This is a genomic window from Legionella yabuuchiae (assembly GCF_900640115.1).
Classification (GTDB): domain Bacteria; phylum Pseudomonadota; class Gammaproteobacteria; order Legionellales; family Legionellaceae; genus Legionella_A; species Legionella_A yabuuchiae.
Map to the genome: position 1 here is coordinate 75,490 of NZ_CAAAIW010000003.1, position 16,990 is coordinate 92,479.

The following is a 16,990-nucleotide window of genomic DNA, read 5'->3' on the forward strand; positions in this document are numbered from 1 at the left end:
ATGCCTTTGTATAATTAAAGAGCAAAAAAATATTTGGATCTCGGAATTCGCTATACGAAATCCCGCAGTTTCAGACCGCGGGAGCTAAGGATATTTATTACTGAAACCGACTTTCATCGGTATTTCTGCTGTTTGTTAGCTAGAGCTAGGAGATTATGCCGTAGCCGTAGGCGGCTGAGGAATGTCAGAACTAGAAGGCGTTCTGCTTGGAGGCTTCTGAAATAGACCAATTCCTGGAGTGTGTCCTAACGTGTCAGAGGGAGCTGCAGGGTTAGTATTAGGGGCATTCGTATCTCCCTTCAAATATCCAAGCATTAACATGGATGAATTTGGTGGTTCTGCTTCATTACTAGGTGTTTCTGCTTTGGTAAAGGCAGTCGATGAGAACCAGGCATTTAAAGCACGTAACCCATCTAAACTATATAAAGGAGCATTTAAGACCGCATGGCCTATCACATAAGCGGATCTCAAAATAGAGGTTAGGGCGATGTTTATGGCCGCATTAACGGATTGAATCATCCTTGTCGCTCCAACAATCGCGAGTACAATCGGAGTGAGAGTCGCTAATAAGCCTCGTCCTAGTAAAGAAAATGCTACATTAAAAAAACCTTGTGGTAATGGTTTAACAATTGAATTCAATAAAGCCTCGGTGATGATTAGTAAATACCGAGATATGGGAATAGCAATATAGCGCTTTATATCATTGTTAAGTTCATTTTCGGATGTTGATTTCAGTTCGGCTTCAGGGAGCTCTTTTTGCTTGTTCTTTTTTATTATTGTCAGTAAAATTATATCTAAAAGCTCTTGATCGCCTGTTTCAGAGTTATTCAAATGAATTTCGTCTTGTGTAAAAACAAATAAGAATCCATATATTTCTCGCTGGACGTTGAGATACCTTTTAGTTGCTAGCTCAAATGTTTCAGGACTGTCTTCAAAGTCATTTATTTCTTTGTTAATAGCACCACCAGTGAGTAGATTAGCTATTTGAACGGCAAAGTAAGCCGGTGCTTTAATCAATAATGATGCCAAATTTAAAGCAGTTTGGACAATAGTATCACTAAGGAGAACTAGGGATGAAAGGGCTAAAGAAATTATTCTAGCAATCAGATTAAAGGGGGCTGAATATCTTTTATATTCGGAGGACATTCTTAATAATTTGTTCCTCATCGACTCAGGTCGTATTGGTGGAGCTTGAATTAGAGAGGCTTCAGTTTGCTTAGTACTCTGAAGAACCTGCATGGGCAAATCGATGGCATCATTATCTCGCAGATACTTTGCAAAAAAAGTCTGGCTGGATATTAACTTATCAGGGTGTACTTCGAGTGCTAATTTTTTATAAAACTCGTGATGTTGATTTTCAGGAATGTTCTGAAAAGCCTCTTCAAAGCAAGTCTTCAATGTATCCTGGAGCTCGGGCTTATAAAAGGGTTTGTTTGATAAAGCGCGAGTCCGCGTTTCGAGGTTACGAGTAATGCCCCTGACGAGTTCAGGGATTGAAGTTGTCATTTGAAAAGCCCTCTACAATATTGATCAAAAAATGATTGACTGCGCATAATATATACATTTATTTGCGCAGTCAATCATTTTTTGCTCCATTCATTTTTGTTCCCTTCATTATTTAATGAAATCTGTAAATGATTAGAATGACTCATTGAAAAGCTTTTTGTGAAAGCATTCTTTGGCATTATTTTACACGATGCACCTATCGCATTTTGAAGTTGATTGGATATACGGGTTGTAATTTTATTCCTATTGAGCGCCAATAACAGGATTAATCGTTTGAAGTAAGGATTTAAAAATCTTAGGATTGCCTGCAATAACATCGCCGTGTTTCAAGAAATGTTCGCCACCTAATGGATCACTGATTAATCCACCAGCTTCTTGCACCAATAAAGCGCCAGCTGCTATATCCCAAGGCTTTAAACCAAACTCCCAAAACCCATCCAGACGGCCACTGGCCACATAGGCTAGATCCAATGCAGCAGATCCTGTGCGCCTAAACCCCGCGCATTTACCAAAGACCGCTTCAAGGGTAGGGAAATAACGCTTGGCAATTTGTTCATTGCGCATGGTGAATCCCGTGCCTAGCATCGCGGCAGATAATTGGGATTGTTTGGATACCCGAATACGGCGATCGTTTAATCGTGCACCACCGCCACGACTGGCGCTGAAACATTCATGGCGCAGTGGGTCATAAACAATTCCATGCTCAATGCGGTTTTTAACACGAATGGCGATGGATACCGCGAAAAATGGGAATCCATGCAGGTAGTTATTCGTGCCATCCAAGGGATCGATAATCCAAACAGTATCCGCGCGCTCCTGTTGTACACCACTTTCTTCAGCAATAATTCCATGATCCGGATAAGCTTTGTGAATCGTATTAATGATGGCTTGCTCCGCTTTAACATCAACTTCTGAAAAAAACTCTTCCTGACTTTTGGTGGTAATTTTAATTCGATCAAGCTGATCAATATGACGAACAATAATATCACCAGCCTGGCGAGCGGCGCTGATGCCAATGTTTAATAGTGGATGCATGCAATGACTCAATATTTACAGAAAAGACGAAATTCTACCATATTTTAGCAAATTAGGTATTGATTTTTGTTATTGTCCATGGCGATCGCTTTAAAACGCGCAAAATATGGGCGGACTAACCGAGCCGCGACCGTCAGGGAGCGGATATGTTAAAGTGCCGCTAAAAATATTCGTTCTTTATTTTTAAATAACGCCGTAGGCTCCCCTTGTTCATGAACAACATATTGAATGGTTGCTTCAATTTCTTCTTCTTTTTAAAGATATCGTGATTTTTTATACCACTCATGCCTCTTCCTGGAGTCCTTGATGACAACTAGAATATGGTAAACTTAAATTATATTATTTGTATTTTGAATCTGAAGTTAAAACAATGAATCTTGATGCCATTCGAATTATCTTAGTCGAAACCAGTCACCCCGGGAATATTGGGTCAACCGCTCGAGCTATGAAAACCATGGGGTTGAAGCAGTTGTATCTTGTCTCGCCGAAGTCTTTTCCAGATTCGCGTGCTGTAGAAATGGCAGCAGGGGCTGATGATGTGTTGAATCATGCGATTGTGACAGAAACGCTTTCTGAAGCGTTAAGCAATTGTCATTTAATTCTTGCCACGAGCGCCAGACCACGAGGCATTGCGCTGCCTGGGTTAACTCCAAAAGAACAGGCAAAATTAATAAGTCAGCAATCCGAGGATACAACGGTGGCAATACTGTTTGGACGCGAGCATTCCGGTCTTACCAACGAAGAATTATTGCGCTGTCATTATCATATTAATATTCCGAGTAACCCTGATTACAGCTCTTTAAATTTATCGCAGGCGGTTCAAATTATTACCTATGAACTCAGGATGAGGCTTCTCTCGCCTAAGGCCGAAGTCGAGACCAGTAAAGATTCGTTGGCGAGTGCGGAAGAAATAGAACGGTTTTATGATCATTTAAAATCAATTTTAATTGAGATTGAGTTTCTAAAACCTTCCAATCCCAGGCGCTTAATGCAACGAATTCGAAGATTGTTTAATCGTTCAAAACTTGAGACTATGGAAATTAATATTTTAAGAGGAATATTAACCCAAATCGAGCGAACCATAGAGAAGAAAAATGCCAGCAAGGCTTAACCAGAGTGCTCCTGCTGCGCTTAACTCGATAACCCTACTGAACATCGCAAATGAGAGAAAAAATAGGCACAGCCTAACAGGAGTTAGTCAATGAATACAAAGCCAATTTATTTCGATTACATGGCCACAACCCCAGTTGACCCGCAGGTGGTTGATGCGATGATGCGATACTTAGGGCCAGGTGGCGAATTCGGTAATCCCTCATCCAAAACCCACGCTTATGGGCGAACTGCGGCACAGGCGGTTGAACGAGCGCGATGCCAAATTGCTGAAGTGGTGGGCGCGCTTCCTGATGAAATTGTATTCACTTCCGGCGCAACCGAGGCGGATAATCTAGCGATTTTAGGCGCTTCTCGTTTTTATAAGCGTAAAGGCCAACACATCATTACCATGACGACTGAGCACAAGGCAGTATTAGATAGCGCTCACCAATTAGAACGAGAAGGGTTTGAAGTGACGTACCTAAACCCAGAATCGGATGGAATATTAAATTTAGAAAATCTCGAACAAGCGTTGCGTGAGGATACGATTTTAGTGTCCGTGATGCATGTGAATAATGAAATCGGCGTGATTCAAGATATCGAGGCCATTGGCAATAGTTTAAAAAACAAAGGCATTCTATTTCATGTCGATGCAGCCCAAAGCGCGGGTAAACTCCCGTTGAATTTACGAGCGTTGCCAGTGGACTTAATGTCCTTTTCGGCACATAAAAATTATGGACCAAAAGGTATTGGAGCTTTATATGTTCGTCAAAAACCAAGAGTTCGTTTAGAGCCTTTAAGCTTTGGTGGCGGCCATGAACACGGCATGCGTTCAGGTACCTTACCCACTCATCAAATCGTAGGAATGGGGGAAGCGTTTGCTTTGTCTGAATCTTTAAGAGAAATCGAACAGGCTAGAATTTTAGCGTTTCGTAAGGCGTTATGGAATGGAATTAAGGAACTACCAGGTATTCGTTTAAATGGCCATCCAGAACAACGTATCGCCGGCAATTTAAATATGAGCTTTAGTGGAATGGATGGCGAATTATTATTGACTGCTTTAAATGAATTAGCCGTGTCCACGACCTCAGCTTGTTCTTCCGCAAGCACTCATCCTTCATATGTGTTAAGAGCGCTTGGCTTAACGGATGCCCTGGCTTATAGTGCCGTTCGATTGTCTTTAGGCCGTTTTACAACAGAAGAACAAATTGAACACGCGATTGCAATTATTTGTCGTGAAGTCACACAGTTGCACGAACGGCAGAATCTTAGCGTATAATAGGTAAGAAACTGATTAAAGGTGTAATAAATGAGCGTTGTAAAACAGTATACTCAGGAAACACAACAAAGCGTTGAGCTAACCCCTGCAGCAATGCGACATGTATTGACGTATCTTGAAAAACAAAACAGCAAAGGGTTACGACTTTCAGTAAAAAAAACCGGCTGCTCAGGGTTGTCGTATGTCGTCGATTATGTCGACCAGCCTAAAGAGGATGATCTTGTATTTAAACTAAACCAAGATTATGTGCTCTGTATTGATAAAAAAAGCTATCCTTTCCTCAAAGGCATGCAAATTGATTATGTTCAACAGGGTTTAAATTATAAATTTATCTTTAATAATCCCAATCAAACAGGGCAGTGTGGCTGCGGTGAAAGCTTTACAGTGGATTAATTAGCCATCACTGTAGACGGATACTTTTTGTAAGAATCATATCAAGATGATTGGCAAAACGCCTAATCTCTGTCGCACTTAACTTAGGTGCGCCACCGCTAATCATCCCGCTTTCTCTTAAAGATTCATTAAAATCACGCATCGCGTGTTTTTGCTTGATGTTGGCTTCTGTATACAATTCACCTCTAGGATTTAATGCCATCCCTTTTTTGGCAATCACTTCATTGGCCAGAGGGATATCAGCAGTGACCACTAGATCATTGGGATGCATGTTCTCTACAATTTTATTATCCGCAACATCAAATCCCGACTCTACGTGCAATCGTTTGATGAAAGGGGAAAAGGGAATGGAAGCAAAATGATTTGCAACAATGATTACTTCAGTGTTTGTACGAATTGCCGCCCGAAAGATAATGTCTTTTATTTTATTGGGGCAAGCATCGCCGTCTATCCAAATACGCAATGATGTTTCTCGTTTATATTAAAAATTAGATTTAACCCGATCCATCCGCTTGAGCATACGTACTGTTGTGCGATGGTGTTAATCAGGATTTCCAGTTTACCATTATAAAGTAAAAAAATCTTTTTATGACGTTTACTGTCAGGGCAATCACATGTGCTCTCGCCCTGTTTTTACTATAGCCAGTATCATAACCATCTTTAATCAACTCTTGCTAATTAATCGAATTAATGTAACAAAACACACACATTGTGGTTAAAAATTGCTGGACATTTTTCAAAAAATCGCTTAAGCTTTCCTTAATAAATGCGTACCATTGATACAATATTTACATAGTTTGCTATATCTGATACTATAGAATCCATCCTGTTTCGGGCGAAGCAAATTGCTTTGAAATCATTAATAATTACATTGATTTTTATTTGGAGAAGACATGAGCGCAGTAATGCAAAATGTGCAGCAAGAAAATGAAGCGTTATCACAACAAGTGATTAACGCGGTAAAGGGTTATTTAAATGCAGTCAGCAGCAAAGATGCTAACTTGAATCTCTATCAACTGATCGTTGAAGAAGTTGAAGCGCCTTTATTTCGTACGGTCATGGAAATGACTCGTTACAACCAATCTAAAGCCGCTCGCGTTCTTGGTGTTAGCCGTGGGACGCTGCGTACTAAATTAAAGCGTTATTTCGACGACGAATTTATCGGCACCCGCGATTTCTAAGACCGCTCCTATTGTATCTATGGGCTTTAGCTAGACACTGTGCTATTATTATTTACAAAGCTGGTCAGGCAATCGCTCTTTGCTATCGTGCAAAGGGAGGAAAGTCCGGGCTCCATAGGGCAAAGTGCCAGGTAACGCCTGGGAGATGAAAGTCTACGGAAAGTGCCACAGAAAATATACCGCCACCAGGTTAATCTTGGTGGTAAGGGTGAAATGGTGCGGTAAGAGCGCACCGCGCGATTGGTAACAGTCGTGGCAGGGAAAACCCCACTTGGAGCAAGACCAAATAGGAATCCACTTGACTTCGGTCATAGCGCATGGCCCATGCGGGATTCGGGTAGGTTGCTTGAGGCAAACGGTGACGTTTGTCCCAGATGAATGATTGTCCGCGACAGAACCCGGCTTATCGACCAGCTTTTCTCTTGATTCTATTCCCTTCTAGCCTTACGATCGCGCTTTAAATTGCGTGAGTCTTCATTATGATGCTTTGTATTGATGTGGGAAACTCTCATATTTACGGTGGGGTATTTGCAGGAGATGAAATACACTTGCGTTTTCGTCAAACTTCTAAAGTCAGCACCTCAGATGAGTTGGGGATTTTTCTAAAGACAGTTTTGCGAGAAAATAATTGCTCCCCTGAAGCCGTTAATCAAATTGGGATTTGTTCAGTAGTGCCGCAGCTGGATTACTCACTTCGTGCTGCATGCGTAAAGTATTTTCAAACCGAGCCATTTTTCCTGCAAGCAGGCGTTAAGACCGGTTTAAATATACAATATCGAAATCCTGTTGACGTAGGTGCGGACCGAATTGCTAATGCGATTGCCGCAACCAGTCTTTTTCCTGGGAAAAATCTGATTATCATTGATTTTGGAACGGCAACCACGTTTTGTGTCATTAATTCGAAGAAATCATATCTCGGTGGCGCTATTTTGCCTGGCGTACGTCTTGCTGTGGATGCATTAAGCCGCAACACAGCCAAGCTTCCAGCCGTTGAAATCATTAAAACTGAATTTGTAGTTGGGCGCTCAACTATTGAAAGCATCCAGTCTGGAGTTTTTTATGGTGCCCTTGGAGCGTGCCGAGAACTTATTGGACGAATCAAACAAGATACATTCCCTAATCAAAACGTTACGGTTCTTGCAACAGGTGGCTTTGCCTCCTTGTTTGCAGATTGCGATTTGTATGATCAATTAGCTTCTGATCTAGTCCTACAAGGAATTCGTTTGTCTCTAACCATGAATCAATCCTAAAAAATTAGGAAGTTTCAAGCCTATACCCGTGATCTCCCAGACACGTGATTTATGCTTTTTCTTTTCGTCCTACCGCATTTTAAAAAACTCGCCAGGGAATGAGTCAGTACTCACTTTTTAAAATGCGGCAGGACAAACAATAAAAGCGCCTAAAAACCCGCATATTGGACGATCGGGGATTTAGAACACCTCAAGTTCTCATTTAAAAGCCACTCTGATTAACGTATGATCACTGCCCCGATGATGAATGCTTCTTTGAGCGCATTCAATGCAAAAAAATTAACTTTTTGCCTTGACGATAGGGAAAATGTGTTCCTATAGTGTAGTAAAGTGGTTTAAAATAACCAAAAAGTGGAGAAATGTGGGGAGAAATTTCCCCCAGAGTAAAAATCATGTTTCGAGGGATAAATTCAATCAGCATCGACGGGAAAGGCCGTCTTTCCGTACCAACGCGATATCGCGATGCGTTGGGGCAAGACCGCGCTTCTCTGGTCGTGACGATTGATACCGAAGAAACATGTTTGCTGCTGTACCCAGCAAGTCAGTGGCAAGTGATTGAAGACAACTTGCAACGCATGCCTAGTTTTAATGCAACCGCTCGTCGGATTCAACGCTTGTTAATCGGACATGCTACTGATGTGGAGCTTGACAGTAATGGGCGTATATTGCTGCCGCCGTTATTACGCGATTACGCTCATTTAAGCAAGCGGGTTGTCCTGATTGGACAGGGTAATAAATTTGAGGTTTGGGATGAATCTTTGTGGCAATCGAAGCGCGAACAATGGTTGGCAGAAGAAGCATCCAGAGAGGATGGTTTGCCAGATGAAATGAAAACGTTTTCTCTGTAAGGGAGAATGAAATGGCTGTACATCAATCCGTACTATTGCATGAATCCATTGAAGGCTTAGCCATCAAGCCTAACGGGATTTATGTCGATGGCACATTTGGACGTGGCGGCCATAGCAAAGCTATTTTATCGCGGTTGGATCAAAGTGGCCGATTAATCGCGATTGATAAAGATCTAGAAGCAATCGAGCATGCGAAAAAACATTTTGCAAAAGATGAGCGATTCACGCTGTATCAGGGATCATTTTCCAGATTAAAAGAGTTTTCGACGCATGCTGGAGTGATTGGTAAGGTAAATGGCATTTTGCTGGATTTAGGCATTTCGTCACCTCAAATAGATAATCCAGAGCGTGGGTTTAGTTTTATGCACCAAGGTCCTCTGGATATGCGAATGGACACCACACAAGAATTATCCGCTGCTCGATTTGTAAATCAAGCGAGTGCTGAAGAAATGGCAACAGTATTTAGAAACTACGGTGAAGAGCGTTTTTCTGGTCGAATTGCCCGTGCAATAATCCAAGCGCGTGCACACTCACCCATCGCCACTACTAGCGAGTTGGCCGAGATTGTTAAAGCGGCGAACCCAAAGTGGGAAAAACATAAGCACCCTGCTACTCGTGTGTTTCAGGCCATAAGAATCCATGTCAATAAAGAGCTTACTGATTTAACCGCCTGTTTAAACCAATGCCTAGATGTCTTGGCGGTTCACGGTCGTTTGGTTGTGATCAGTTTTCACTCCTTAGAAGACCGGCTGGTGAAACAATTTATGCGTGACGCGGAAATGGGAGATAGGCCTCCTCCAGGTGTTCCGCTCAAAGCAGTTGAATTAAAAACTAATTTTAAACGCGTAGGGAAAGCAATCAAACCCAAAGATGAAGAAGTGAAGCAAAATGTTCGAGCCAGGAGTGCAGTACTTAGGATAGGAGAAAAAATAGCATGAACGCCGCAGCGAAAACGATCCATCAAAGCAATGTATTTAGTGGGCAATTTGCTGATATCCGTGTGTCTCGACAGCTGTGTTTGCAAATCGCCTTGTTATTAGCTGTGTTAATGACCGCATTAGCAGTTATTTATACGACCAACATGCATCGAGTCACGTTTATCCAATTGCAGCAAGCAAAACATAAAACGCATGAATTGCAATTGCAATGGGGTCAATTGTTGCTCGAGCAGGCCAGCCTTGAAACGCCAGCACGTGTTGAGCAATTGGCTAAGACAAAATTAAATATGACTTTGCCAGTGAATAAGCATATCCATATGTTACGAATAAAATGAATAACTGGCGGCATAAAGTCCGGCTTACCACCGTTTGTTTCTTTTTTGGATTTATACTTATCGCGTTGATATGGCGAATGTATGATTTGACGGTACAAGATCGTCAGTTTCTACAGGGCCAAGGTAATGCACGAAGCCTCCGTACAGTGGATATACCCGCTTATCGAGGTATGATTACCGATAGGGAGGGTGCGCCATTAGCTGTTAGTACGCCAGTAAAATCGGTATGGATTAATCCTAAAAGTTTTCAGCCGTCCCAAGAACAACTCAATAAACTCGCGAAACTTCTTTCATTAACCCCTGAGCAAATCGCTCGTCGCGCTTCTGAAGAGCGCGGTCGGGAATTTATTTATTTACGCAGACAATTAACACCATCTATGGCTAAAAAAATTGAAGCGCTACAAATACCAGGGGTCAATTTTCAAGAAGAATTCAAGCGCTTTTATCCCCAAGGTGACAGCACAGCGCAACTGATTGGCTTCACAAATGTGGACGATAACGGCATTGAAGGCTTAGAGCTTGCTTATCAACAATGGTTGATGGGTATCAGTGGAAAAACCAAAGTGGTTAAAGATAGGCTTGGTCGAATTATCGAGGTATTAGGGTTGGTAAGAGAGCCAAGACCGGGAAATAATTTACAATTGAGTATCGATAGGCGGATTCAATACTTCGCTTATAACGAGCTTTGTGAAACGATTGAACATGCCCAAGCCAAATCTGGTTCAATTGTTGTGTTAGACGCTAAAAATGGTGAGGTTCTCGCCATTACAAACTGCCCTTCATTTAATCCCAATGCACGTAGCTATTATGCCCCTGATCATTACCGCAACAGGGCTATAACCGATTTATTTGAACCTGGCTCAGTCATGAAGCCGTTTAGTATTGCCAGTGCATTAGAAAGTGGGCACTTTACCAAGGATACGGTGATTGATACAAGACCTAGCTGGATGATGGTTGACGGACATGCGATTCGTGATGGGCGAAATTACGGTGTGTTGGATGTCACTGGGATTTTACAACATTCCAGTAATGTGGGGGTGACTAAGATGGTGTTGACTAGCCCTCCTGAACAATTAATCAATCTTTTAAGAGCATGTGGCATTAGTCAGCGCACTGAAACTGGATATCCCGGCGAAAGCGAAGGAACATTAGTCAAAACAAAAGATGCGAATCGGTTTGTATTGGCTACTTTAGGCTTTGGTTACGGAATGTCGTTAACTTCATTACAACTGGCCAAAAGTTATTTAATTTTTGCTAATGAAGGTAAAATGATGCCGGTAAGATTATTGCACTATGAGAAGCCCCCTGAAGCTTATCCGGTGATAAAATCTGAAACTGCTCAAGAAGTGTTGGGGATGATGGAAGCGGTTGTGGATGTCCAAGGCACTGGCCGGCGAGCCAAAGTGCCCGGTTATCGAGTGGCAGGAAAAACAGGTACTGCACGCATTGCTGGAAAGAAAGGGTATTCTGCCGATCGCCATATCGCAAGTTTTGTCGGTATTGCTCCAGTATCTAATCCCCGTTTAATTGTCGCTGTGGTTATTAATGAACCTTCCAAAGGAAGTTATTATGGTGGAGCTTTAGCTGCTCCGCTTTTTTCTAAAGTAATGGGTGCCGCTTTAAGAATACTTGATATACCGCCCGATGAAACCACGAGAACATAATGAAATTATCCACATTATTACATCCATTCCAATTACATAGTTCAACGGAGTGTGAAATTAAGAATATCCAAAACGACAGTAGGAAAGTTCAACCAGGCGACTTGTTCCTTGCTTATCCTGGCGCCGCAACGGATGGGCGCTTATATATTAAACGCGCCATTGAAGCGGGAGCAAGTGCAATTGTATACGAACCTGCCATGCTTCCAGACTATAGTATTCCCAAAACACGGGTTCCATGTCTACCATTACCTGGGCTCGATAAAAAACTGGCAGTCATTGGCAGTCGTTTTTACGGGGATCCTTCAAAATCAGTCCATGTTACAGGAGTTACTGGTACGAATGGCAAAACGACCGTAGCGTATCTTTTAGCACAGGCGTATGAATTATTACATCAGGAGTCCCGTTACATAGGAACCTTAGGAGAGGGTAAAGTCAGAGCGCTGAATCCGCTCGTTAATACAACACCAGATGGTTTATTTCTACAGAAATTGTTTCATCAATACCAAACATCATCGGTTGGTCAGGTTTGTATGGAAGTATCCTCTCATGCGCTCAGTTTAAATCGAGTGGATCAAATTGATTTTAATCAAGCGATTTATACCAACTTAAGCCATGAACACCTTGATTTCCATGGTACGTTGGAGGCATATGCGCATGCGAAGTCCAAATTATTTGCGACCCATAGCTTAAACTCTGCGATCTTGAATCAAGACGATCGATTTAGTGATCAAATGGCTTCTTGTTTACCCGCGTCTTGTAAAAAATTTACCTATGGAATACATGGGTATGCTGATGTTAAGGTTACTAAGTGGAATTTAACCATGACGGGAAGTGAATTTGAAGTGGAATCTCCATGGGGTAAATATCAGTTAGAGATATCTACGTTGGGTCTTTTTAACATTTATAATAATCTCGCTGTATTTGCAGGATTAGGAGCGAATAACTACTCGACAGCAGAGATTGTTTCACTGTTACCGAAATTGAGAGCAGCCCCCGGTCGAATGGAAGTTGTCGCAACGCAACCTTGTGTTATTGTGGACTACGCGCATACGCCCGATGCTTTAGAAAATGTATTGCAAGCGTTAAATAAACTAAAACAAGCTGACATCATTACCGTGTTTGGTTGTGGAGGAGAGCGAGATAAAGGTAAGCGCCCGATGATGGGAAAAATTGCTAGTCAATATTCGGATAAAGTGATCATTACCAGCGATAATCCTCGCAGTGAAGATCCAATGAGCATTATTGAAGAAATCGCTGTGGGGGTAACCGAAACCACAACGGCTATTAACATTCCTTCACGTGAAGAGGCGATACAAAAAGCAATTACCTTAGCAAACCGAGACGATATTATTCTAGTGGCTGGCAAAGGTCATGAATCCTATCAGCAAATCGGAAACCAGCGCATCGCGTTCTCTGATCAAGCAGTGGTTCAAAAGATACTCAAAGTTTAAAACTTACTTCTCTATCGCAATGCGATCATCAAACACAAAACAGGTTCCTTGCCAGAGGGATTGTTCCTCAGGAATTTGCTCGAGGTAATTTAATATGCCGCCGTCTAATTGGTAGACTTTCTCAAATCCAAGATTTTTCAAATAAGCGGTTGATTTTTCACACCGAATACCACCGGTGCAAAACATCGCGATTTTTTTATCTTTTTTATCCATCAGATGCTTATCCACATACTCTGGGAAATCGCGGAAGTGTTCGGTTTTAGGATTAATCGCATTTTTAAACGTCCCTAATCCAACTTCATAATCATTACGAGTATCGATAACCATCACTTCTGGATCAGCAATTATCGTATTCCACTCTTCAGGAGAAACATGCTGACCTGGATTGGTTAAAGGATCTACTCCTTCAACACCTAAGGTCACGATTTCTTTCCGAAATTTAACTTTTGCTTTAGCAAAAGGCATAAAGTCATCATAGGTTTCTTTAAACGTTAGATCAGATAGCTGTGGCAGGGTTCGTAAGTATTCGTAAAAATAGATGATTTCTTCACGGGCGCCTGAAATACTGCCATTTATGCCTTCATGAGCCAAAATAACTGTACCTAGAAGGTTGTGATCATTCATGAGCGTTAGCAACGGCTCTTTTAAAGATTCATAATTTTCTAGTGGTGTAAATTTATAAAAAGATGCAATGACATACGGTTTCATGACTTGACCTAATCGAATTAGCGAGTGTTATTTTGAACCAAAATGGGATCGTAAAATACCATATTTCAAAATTATAGTGAATATTTTTTGAAATAGACTTCATGAAAGCGTTAATTTTTTAGGAGGAAGTCGGTCTGGGAGATTCCCTTAGGTCACTATCTAGAACTTGTTTTTGTTCTTGAATGTTTTTAAAAAAAGCATTGCGATTAGAATGATTCTTAAGTTCAACTGCTGGTGCGGGTATTTCAGCCTTCAACCGGCCTTTAAAACTATCCTGAACCTCTTGTGGTAAATGCTGATTTCCTTCAATATTACTCATTAGACGCTGCTCGTTGTCTTGCAGTTGTTGTTTCAAATTTTGAAGATCAGATTTAATGGTATTGAGTTCATCAATTTGTTTTGCCGTGGAAGATTTAAAAAACGAAGCGATGTATTTGGCAAGAAAATTAGAAATAGCGACTAAGATTCCATCATATCTGAGTTTAAATTGGTTAATGGATTGGTCAAGCGTGTTAATTCTTTCTAAATAAGAGGTGTTTTCACGAAGATTTACCACGAGATCTTCAAGCAATTGAGCCACTGCTGTAGCGGCGCTTGCGGCTTTATGCAACTCATCAAGCTCATCCTCTGATATAGCTTTAAATTTAGATTTAATCAGTAAAAATGCTTCCTCTTGGGTCTCACTGGGATCAATCACTAAGAACGCTATGAGTTCTAATAAATTAGTTTCAATGGCTTGATCGATGTCGCTTTTGCGTTGGTTTAATTGATCTTTACACAAATCAAGACACTCAAGCAGTTTCCGTTTGCTTTCACTATCGATGGTATCCGGAGTAAACATTTTAACGGTCTTTTGAATAAACGTTGGAGCATAACGGCGGTAAAAGCTAACAGGAAGATAGGTTAAAGTGCTCATTAGTCCATTAATACGACTAGTATAGGAAGGTGTAGTTAGCCTACGAGACTGTTCCTCCCATTGCCTGCGAGTGGGTTCATTTAGAATGCGTTGAAACTCGGAGTAACTTAACTCAACATCGAGATTTTTGCTTAAAATATTAATAAGATAATCCGACTCAGAATATTTTTTTACAGTTGTACTTAATTCAGCGATATGTCGTTGTGACGCAATAACAATTGTTTTGCTGGCCAGATTTTGTTTAAGCGCCGCTAAGATGTGCTCATAGGTAGTCAACGATTCTATCAGCTCTTGTTGGCTAGCTTTTGAAGATACAAGTTGAGAGCACTTTTGACTTGAACGTTGAAAAACAGACAGGGGTTGGTGAGAAGAGGATTCTGGCATAATTATCTCATTTAAAGCTTGAATAGTTTGTATGTTGCAGCCAAGCGATTCATAATCAATAAAACGGTATATTGAACTAAGATTATACAGTGATTGTATTTAAAAAACAATTATGGATGTTCAATGCCCAAAATATTGTTGAGAGTCGAACTTACATGCGGGTTAATGTAACCCTTAAAATCATGGCGGCACTGGTGCGCTTTTCGTAATGAAAGAAACGCTTCTTTTTTGTTGGTTGCTTGTTTTAAAGCATTCGTTTCATGAATGGGATTATAGAGTGTTAGAACGCAATCTTGCCAGGTTGTATCCGCTTGGCATGGAAGTGGTTTCTTATCCTCAAGGGATACAACATCAAAATCTAACCCAAGTGCTGTATGAAGTTGTTGGCTTAGCCTGATCACGGCGTTTTGTTTTGCTTCTAGGCTATGACCGGCAATATGTGGGGTGCATAAGGTGGCGTAATCTACGACTTGAGGATTTATTTCTGGTTCATGTTCAAACACATCGGTACAGTAAATGACTGGATTTTTTGAGTTTAATAAGGCCTGTTCATTGACTATCCCTCCGCGAGAGGCATTAATTATCACTGTGTTCGCTTGTAATGAATTAATGAACTCTGCATTAATTAAATTGTTACTTGGATAGGGCGGATTGGTATGAAAATTAGGATGAATGGTTATTAGAGAACAGCTTTTTAACGCTTGTAGTTCATGGAAGGTTAACGCTTTATTTCTTGTTGCTTTTATTGGATCAACGCATAATACTTCAAAGCCAAGTGCCTGTAGCCGTGCGTAGACTCGACTTCCAACTTCTCCAAAACCAATCACACCGGCTTTAACATCGTGTAACAAGTAGCGTTTCTGTAAATAAGCAATGCTGGAAACAACATAATCTGCTACGGCATGCGCATTGGCTCCTTTCGCGTCAAACCATCTGATTCCACGTTCTGCTAGGTAATTCGTATCAAGATGATCAATTCCACTGCTGGCGGTTCCAACATATTGCACAGGACTATGATGCAATAAATCGTGATTAACTTTTAACGTCGAGCGACAAATTAAAACATCACACTCGTTTATGAGCGCGTTCAACTCTTGTTCTGAGTCGTAGGTGCGTAAGTGAAACGACTGAGCAAATAATTCATCCAGCCTAGGTAAAGAGGCATCGGCTAAAACGTTCATACATTAAAAATAAGTTGAATCATAGTGAGTGACCAGTATAGCAGGGGGCCGATCAACCAGTTTAACATTCCAGTAAATAACAAAATCAACAAAATAAAAAGACCATACCGTTCAAGTCTTAAATACAAATAAGATTGTTGAGGAGGAAGGATGCCTGCTACGATTCGGCTGCCGTCTAAAGGAGGAACCGGTATTAAATTGATATAGGCCAATACTAGGTTAATCAAAATACCAGCTTGAGAGGTCAGTAAAAGAAACGCTGCGGGTGAAGAAGTTTCAGGGCTAAGAAAGGTAGATAATTTCAGGCAACCCGCCCAAAATATAGCCATAACAAAGTTAATTCCAGGGCCTGCAAAGGCAACCAGTGCCATATCGCGTCTTGGTTGACGAAGCTGATACCAGTTTATCGGTACCGGTTTCGCCCAGCCGAATACAAAGTGAAACTGAGTGGCAATCGCAATAAAGATTGGAACCAATATGGTGCCAATTAAGTCAATATGCTTCATTGGATTTAAACTCAAACGACCAAGCATTTTAGCGGTGGTATCTCCACAACGACTTGCAATGAATGCATGCGCGGCTTCATGCAAGGTAATTGCAAAGATTAAGGGAAGGGCCCAGACGACGATTTTTTGAATAATAGTTAATGACTGCATGACACCTTCTCTTGTTATAAAGTGGCCATTGTTCCTTATTTTTTTGAATTTGAAAAGAGCAAACACCTAAAGCCTGGTCCTTAGAGATTGGCCATTTATAAAAACGCCGAATATTGTCGTCTTATAACTCCCATCCAATTCTGTCGCAAGCCTTGCTTATTAGCCATTATTAT

17 protein-coding genes and 1 other RNA gene are annotated in these 16,990 nt (G+C 41.2%); 11 read left to right on the forward strand and 7 right to left on the reverse strand.

What is annotated here, in order from left to right:
- Positions 1-153 precede the first annotated feature (153 nt).
- Together E1O47_RS01815 and E1O47_RS01820 are read right to left on the reverse strand one after the other, a co-directional pair.
- Complete coding sequence (locus E1O47_RS01815) at positions 154-1,506, reverse strand: hypothetical protein (RefSeq protein WP_133129560.1); 1,353 nt, start codon at positions 1,504-1,506, stop codon at positions 154-156.
- Between the two features lie 243 nt (positions 1,507-1,749).
- On the reverse strand, positions 1,750-2,541 hold the full coding sequence (locus E1O47_RS01820) for an inositol monophosphatase family protein (RefSeq protein ID WP_133129561.1): 792 nt from the start codon (positions 2,539-2,541) through the stop codon (positions 1,750-1,752).
- A gap of 370 nt (positions 2,542-2,911) precedes the next feature.
- Between E1O47_RS01820 and trmJ the strand changes: the two genes are divergently transcribed.
- The 3 genes from trmJ to E1O47_RS01835 all read left to right on the forward strand — a co-directional run bounded on the left by trmJ (position 2,912) and on the right by E1O47_RS01835 (position 5,305).
- Entirely contained in the window at positions 2,912-3,652 is a 741-nt protein-coding gene (gene trmJ, locus E1O47_RS01825) for a tRNA (cytosine(32)/uridine(32)-2'-O)-methyltransferase TrmJ (protein ID WP_133129562.1), read from the forward strand.
- A gap of 90 nt (positions 3,653-3,742) precedes the next feature.
- A complete protein-coding gene (locus tag E1O47_RS01830; protein ID WP_133129563.1) occupies positions 3,743-4,912 on the forward strand; it encodes an IscS subfamily cysteine desulfurase in 1,170 nt (389 codons plus the stop codon).
- 30 nt (positions 4,913-4,942) lie between these two features.
- A complete protein-coding gene (locus E1O47_RS01835) occupies positions 4,943-5,305 on the forward strand; it encodes a HesB/IscA family protein (RefSeq protein ID WP_133129564.1) in 363 nt (120 codons plus the stop codon).
- Positions 5,306-5,312: 7 nt separating this feature from the next.
- Here E1O47_RS01835 and E1O47_RS01840 read toward each other — a convergent pair whose 3' ends face one another.
- On the reverse strand, positions 5,313-5,768 hold the full coding sequence (locus E1O47_RS01840; protein WP_133129565.1) for a YaiI/YqxD family protein: 456 nt from the start codon (positions 5,766-5,768) through the stop codon (positions 5,313-5,315).
- A 430-nt stretch (positions 5,769-6,198) separates the two neighbouring features.
- Here E1O47_RS01840 and E1O47_RS01845 point away from each other — a divergent pair, with 430 nt between their 5' ends.
- From E1O47_RS01845 to E1O47_RS01880, 8 genes are all read left to right on the forward strand, one after another.
- Entirely contained in the window at positions 6,199-6,486 is a 288-nt protein-coding gene (locus E1O47_RS01845) for a helix-turn-helix domain-containing protein (RefSeq protein WP_133129566.1), read from the forward strand.
- A 56-nt stretch (positions 6,487-6,542) separates the two neighbouring features.
- An RNA gene (gene rnpB / locus E1O47_RS01850) (RNase P RNA component class A) lies at positions 6,543-6,908 on the forward strand.
- A 57-nt stretch (positions 6,909-6,965) separates the two neighbouring features.
- Entirely contained in the window at positions 6,966-7,736 is a 771-nt protein-coding gene (locus tag E1O47_RS01855) for a type III pantothenate kinase (RefSeq protein ID WP_133129567.1), read from the forward strand.
- A 392-nt stretch (positions 7,737-8,128) separates the two neighbouring features.
- Positions 8,129-8,584 carry a division/cell wall cluster transcriptional repressor MraZ gene (gene mraZ, locus E1O47_RS01860; protein ID WP_133129568.1) on the forward strand — a complete coding sequence of 152 codons (456 nt, stop codon included), beginning with the start codon at positions 8,129-8,131 and terminating at the stop codon, positions 8,582-8,584.
- A gap of 11 nt (positions 8,585-8,595) precedes the next feature.
- Positions 8,596-9,522, forward strand: coding sequence for a 16S rRNA (cytosine(1402)-N(4))-methyltransferase RsmH (gene rsmH, locus E1O47_RS01865; protein WP_133129569.1), 927 nt, complete (start codon positions 8,596-8,598; stop codon positions 9,520-9,522).
- Complete coding sequence (gene ftsL / locus E1O47_RS01870) at positions 9,519-9,857, forward strand: cell division protein FtsL (RefSeq protein ID WP_133129570.1); 339 nt, start codon at positions 9,519-9,521, stop codon at positions 9,855-9,857. Before rsmH ends, ftsL begins: the two co-directional genes overlap by 4 nt.
- Positions 9,854-11,521, forward strand: a complete 1,668-nt coding sequence (locus E1O47_RS01875) for a peptidoglycan D,D-transpeptidase FtsI family protein (RefSeq protein WP_207384277.1) — start codon at positions 9,854-9,856, stop codon at positions 11,519-11,521. Before ftsL ends, E1O47_RS01875 begins: the two co-directional genes overlap by 4 nt.
- Positions 11,521-12,972 (forward strand): UDP-N-acetylmuramoyl-L-alanyl-D-glutamate--2,6-diaminopimelate ligase, encoded by a 1,452-nt coding sequence (locus E1O47_RS01880; protein WP_133129571.1) that lies wholly within the window; start codon positions 11,521-11,523, stop codon positions 12,970-12,972. The genes E1O47_RS01875 and E1O47_RS01880 overlap by 1 nt, the downstream gene beginning before the upstream one ends.
- A gap of 3 nt (positions 12,973-12,975) precedes the next feature.
- Here E1O47_RS01880 and trhO read toward each other — a convergent pair whose 3' ends face one another.
- From trhO to E1O47_RS01900, 4 genes are all read right to left on the reverse strand, one after another.
- Positions 12,976-13,680: an oxygen-dependent tRNA uridine(34) hydroxylase TrhO gene (gene trhO, locus E1O47_RS01885; RefSeq protein ID WP_133129572.1), complete on the reverse strand. Its 705-nt coding sequence runs from the start codon at positions 13,678-13,680 to the stop codon at positions 12,976-12,978.
- Positions 13,681-13,798: 118 nt separating this feature from the next.
- The gene (locus tag E1O47_RS01890; protein ID WP_133129573.1) at positions 13,799-14,980 is read right to left on the reverse strand and encodes a hypothetical protein; all 1,182 of its coding nucleotides are present in this window, start codon (positions 14,978-14,980) and stop codon (positions 13,799-13,801) included.
- Between the two features lie 110 nt (positions 14,981-15,090).
- Positions 15,091-16,161 (reverse strand): 4-phosphoerythronate dehydrogenase, encoded by a 1,071-nt coding sequence (locus E1O47_RS01895; RefSeq protein WP_133129574.1) that lies wholly within the window; start codon positions 16,159-16,161, stop codon positions 15,091-15,093.
- On the reverse strand, positions 16,158-16,817 hold the full coding sequence (locus E1O47_RS01900) for a site-2 protease family protein (RefSeq protein ID WP_133129575.1): 660 nt from the start codon (positions 16,815-16,817) through the stop codon (positions 16,158-16,160). Before E1O47_RS01900 ends, E1O47_RS01895 begins: the two co-directional genes overlap by 4 nt.
- Positions 16,818-16,990: the final 173 nt, after the last annotated feature.

Excerpts from the sequence above, each read along its gene's own strand:
- E1O47_RS01815 (WP_133129560.1), bottom strand. The coding sequence starts at position 1,506 with ATGACAACTTCAATCCCTGAACTCGTCAGGGGCATTACTCGTAACCTC.
- E1O47_RS01820 (WP_133129561.1), bottom strand. The coding sequence starts at position 2,541 with ATGCATCCACTATTAAACATTGGCATCAGCGCCGCTCGCCAGGCTGGT.
- trmJ (WP_133129562.1), top strand. The coding sequence starts at position 2,912 with ATGAATCTTGATGCCATTCGAATTATCTTAGTCGAAACCAGTCACCCC.
- E1O47_RS01830 (WP_133129563.1), top strand. The coding sequence starts at position 3,743 with ATGAATACAAAGCCAATTTATTTCGATTACATGGCCACAACCCCAGTT.
- E1O47_RS01835 (WP_133129564.1), top strand. The coding sequence starts at position 4,943 with ATGAGCGTTGTAAAACAGTATACTCAGGAAACACAACAAAGCGTTGAG.
- E1O47_RS01845 (WP_133129566.1), top strand. The coding sequence starts at position 6,199 with ATGAGCGCAGTAATGCAAAATGTGCAGCAAGAAAATGAAGCGTTATCA.
- E1O47_RS01855 (WP_133129567.1), top strand. The coding sequence starts at position 6,966 with ATGATGCTTTGTATTGATGTGGGAAACTCTCATATTTACGGTGGGGTA.
- mraZ (WP_133129568.1), top strand. The coding sequence starts at position 8,129 with ATGTTTCGAGGGATAAATTCAATCAGCATCGACGGGAAAGGCCGTCTT.
- rsmH (WP_133129569.1), top strand. The coding sequence starts at position 8,596 with ATGGCTGTACATCAATCCGTACTATTGCATGAATCCATTGAAGGCTTA.
- ftsL (WP_133129570.1), top strand. The coding sequence starts at position 9,519 with ATGAACGCCGCAGCGAAAACGATCCATCAAAGCAATGTATTTAGTGGG.
- E1O47_RS01875 (WP_207384277.1), top strand. The coding sequence starts at position 9,854 with ATGAATAACTGGCGGCATAAAGTCCGGCTTACCACCGTTTGTTTCTTT.
- E1O47_RS01880 (WP_133129571.1), top strand. The coding sequence starts at position 11,521 with ATGAAATTATCCACATTATTACATCCATTCCAATTACATAGTTCAACG.
- trhO (WP_133129572.1), bottom strand. The coding sequence starts at position 13,680 with ATGAAACCGTATGTCATTGCATCTTTTTATAAATTTACACCACTAGAA.
- E1O47_RS01890 (WP_133129573.1), bottom strand. The coding sequence starts at position 14,980 with ATGCCAGAATCCTCTTCTCACCAACCCCTGTCTGTTTTTCAACGTTCA.
- E1O47_RS01895 (WP_133129574.1), bottom strand. The coding sequence starts at position 16,161 with ATGAACGTTTTAGCCGATGCCTCTTTACCTAGGCTGGATGAATTATTT.
- E1O47_RS01900 (WP_133129575.1), bottom strand. The coding sequence starts at position 16,817 with ATGCAGTCATTAACTATTATTCAAAAAATCGTCGTCTGGGCCCTTCCC.